Source organism: Acetomicrobium sp. S15 = DSM 107314, from assembly GCF_016125955.1.
GTDB lineage: Bacteria > Synergistota > Synergistia > Synergistales > Thermosynergistaceae > Thermosynergistes > Thermosynergistes pyruvativorans.
On record NZ_JADEVE010000102.1, the window covers coordinates 1 to 2589 of the forward strand.

The 2589-nt window shown below is 43.7% G+C and carries 3 protein-coding genes; all 3 read left to right on the plus strand.

Features of this window, described 5'->3' with window-relative positions; all coding sequences use genetic code 11:
- Positions 1-487 precede the first annotated feature (487 nt).
- The 3 genes from EZM41_RS02845 (at position 488) to hepT (ending at position 2321) form a co-directional block, all read left to right on the plus strand.
- On the plus strand, positions 488-703 hold the full coding sequence (locus EZM41_RS02845; protein WP_198469306.1) for a type II toxin-antitoxin system HicB family antitoxin: 216 nt from the start codon (positions 488-490) through the stop codon (positions 701-703).
- A 713-nt stretch (positions 704-1416) separates the two neighbouring features.
- Positions 1417-1920, plus strand: a complete 504-nt coding sequence (gene mntA / locus EZM41_RS02850) for a type VII toxin-antitoxin system MntA family adenylyltransferase antitoxin (RefSeq protein ID WP_198469308.1) — start codon at positions 1417-1419, stop codon at positions 1918-1920.
- Positions 1884-2321, plus strand: coding sequence for a type VII toxin-antitoxin system HepT family RNase toxin (hepT, locus tag EZM41_RS02855; RefSeq protein WP_198469311.1), 438 nt, complete (start codon positions 1884-1886; stop codon positions 2319-2321). Before mntA ends, hepT begins: the two co-directional genes overlap by 37 nt.
- Positions 2322-2589 lie beyond the last annotated feature (268 nt).

The following is a 2589-nucleotide window of genomic DNA, read 5'->3' on the forward strand; positions in this document are numbered from 1 at the left end:
CTATCGGAATCGGTTGAAACTTTTGGGAGTGGCCTAAATGTATGATAAATTGCTGAGAAAATAGTAAAGGCCGTGAGGCGTGAAAAGTGATGAGTGATCAGTAATGAGTGATGAGTGATCAGTGATGAGTTGAAAATGTGAAAATGAGTGTGAGTGTGAGTGTAGGACGTAATATGTGAAGAGTCTGCTGAAAAACCTACATTATAACTACACTATTAACAATACAACTTGCAAAATACATAGGCGTCGTCTTAATTCTCCTTTGCTATTTAAACAAGCTAAGGACAAATGAAAGCGAATTTAGCGACTTTTTCAGCGGTCTCGTGAAATGTGATGAGTCATGCATTAGTGTCATGCGGTATTGTAATCGCATTGAGCAGGACATGGTTTACCTGTATATTATTGAGGTTTGGACCTTCTATGAGAAGGTGGATTAAGAGACTTGTGCGAAAATTTGATATGCTATTAAGGCTTGAGGAGTGAGGAAATGAAATTTACTGCTGTTATAACAAAAGAGGGGAAATTTTATGTTGCCCATTGTATAGAGCTTGGCGTTGTAAGCCAGGGAAAAACGATAGAGGAGGCTCAGACAAATCTCAAGGAAGCTGTCGAATTATATATAGATAGCTTCGGAAGCGAAGACTTCCCTGAGGATAAATATGAAGTGATCCTGTATCCCTTTGAAGTTGCTATTGGTGAATAAACTACCAGCCTTATCTAGAGAAGATTTAATCAAAGCTCTCAAAAGAGGCGGGTTTCAAGTAATTCGTCAAAAAAGGAAGTCACGTAAGTCTTCAAAAGGGGCCATATAAAACCAATTGTGCCCTTACATGAAGAACTGGCAAAGGGAACACTTTTGGGTATCCTGAGACAATGTGGATTGTCAAAAGGTGACTTAAGCAAGCTATTAGCTAAACAATAAGACATGATAGATGTACTGCACCTATCTTCTGTTTTGTGGTTAATGAAGGTGACCAAAGATGAAGGGTAGGGAAATGACCCCCAGTAGAAATTAGGAGCCGCGGATTAAAAGCCCTGGCTGAGGCTCTTGGACCTGTTGGAATGGTGCGTTTTCTCCAGCAACTTGATACCGGAAGTGGCGATTACACACGAGAAAGAGAGCAGTGGCTAAGGCAAGCTACAGTTCAACAAGTTGTGGAGAAAATCAAGAGATCCCAAAATGAACGGGCGGTTGAAGATGTGAGGCGGACATGTGAGACTGAGAAGTGATGAGTGGCGAGTGGAAGATGTGAAAGTGGATGTGAGTGTGGAAGTGAAAGTGAGTGATGAGTGAGATCTAAAGAGAAAAAACGGGAAGTGTAAAAGAGAAGACAAAAAGTTAGTAGAGGCTAAGAAACAGGAAAAGCAAAGACATATGACCTCTATACTATGCGTAAGAAATGGAGGTGATATGGTATGGGAATAGCTGCGGATTACCGTGGACCTTCGGGAAAGATCTTGCCCGGGGCTAAGATGAGCGCTGCCGAAATCATAGAAAAATTACGCCCGCTGTTTGCGCAGCAAAAAGAGGTGGTCTTAGCATATCTTTTCGGCTCTTATGCCCGCGGTAAAGTGCGGGAAACCTCAGACATCGATGTAGCTGTTCTCCTCGAGTCCGATGTAAAAGGCGAGAAGCTTTGCGACGCGTACCGGGATATTTTTCTATTGATATGTGAAGCTTTGAATACTGAGCGTTTCGACCTCGTCTTGCTGAATCGAGCGCCTCTTTCTTTGAGGTTTGAGATCGTTTCCCGGGGAAAGCTTATTTATGCTCGGGACGAGGAGATACTGAACGGCTTCGAGATCGATGTTATACGCAAATATCAGGACACGGCCCACTTAAGAAGAGTGCAGGATCAATACTTGAAAGAGAGGGCTCGCGAATGGTATTCAAAAGAGAGAGCGTCAGCGCCCGCTTAAGGAAACTTGAGGAAGTGCTGGAAAAACTGCGCGGGAAAGAAGCCGTTTCCCTTGAGGAGTATAGAAATAATAATGTGGATCTACAGTGGTCGATCGAACGGGGATTAGAAGTGGCTTCATCGTTAATTTTGGACATAGGAAATCACATCCTGGCCGGTGTCTTTCAAATTTCCGTAGATGAATACGAGCAAATTTTGAACGAGCTCAAGCAGCAGAAGGTCATCAGTGAGGAGCTTTATCGAGAACTGCATGGCTTGGGAGGCTTTAGAAACATCCTGGTCCATGGGTATTTAGATCTGGACCATGATTTGGTGTATGCCCACTACAGAAAGGCGCTGCGGGTCTTTCCAAAGTTCGTTTTTGAGATTGCGGAGTGGCTTGAAGAGCATGGTGAGGGCTAAAGCGCTGGGCAAGGCGGTAGGTATGATAGGTAAGATGTGATATGTGAAACGTGAAAGTGAATGTGAGTGTGGAAGTGAGTGATGAGTGATCAGTGATGAGTGAAGAGTGAAAAATGTGCATGCGAGTGTATGATTGTAAAAAGTAGAACAAGGATTAGGGCAGGCTAAGAAACACAAAAAGTAAAGACCTGACCCCAAGGGTGCTTTTGAGTGGTGGGGCTGGTTTTATAGGCAGCCACCTTGCCAGGGCGCTGATCGAATTGGGAAG

Excerpts from the sequence above, each read along its gene's own strand:
- EZM41_RS02845 (WP_198469306.1), top strand. The coding sequence starts at position 488 with ATGAAATTTACTGCTGTTATAACAAAAGAGGGGAAATTTTATGTTGCC.
- mntA (WP_198469308.1), top strand. The coding sequence starts at position 1,417 with ATGGGAATAGCTGCGGATTACCGTGGACCTTCGGGAAAGATCTTGCCC.
- hepT (WP_198469311.1), top strand. The coding sequence starts at position 1,884 with ATGGTATTCAAAAGAGAGAGCGTCAGCGCCCGCTTAAGGAAACTTGAG.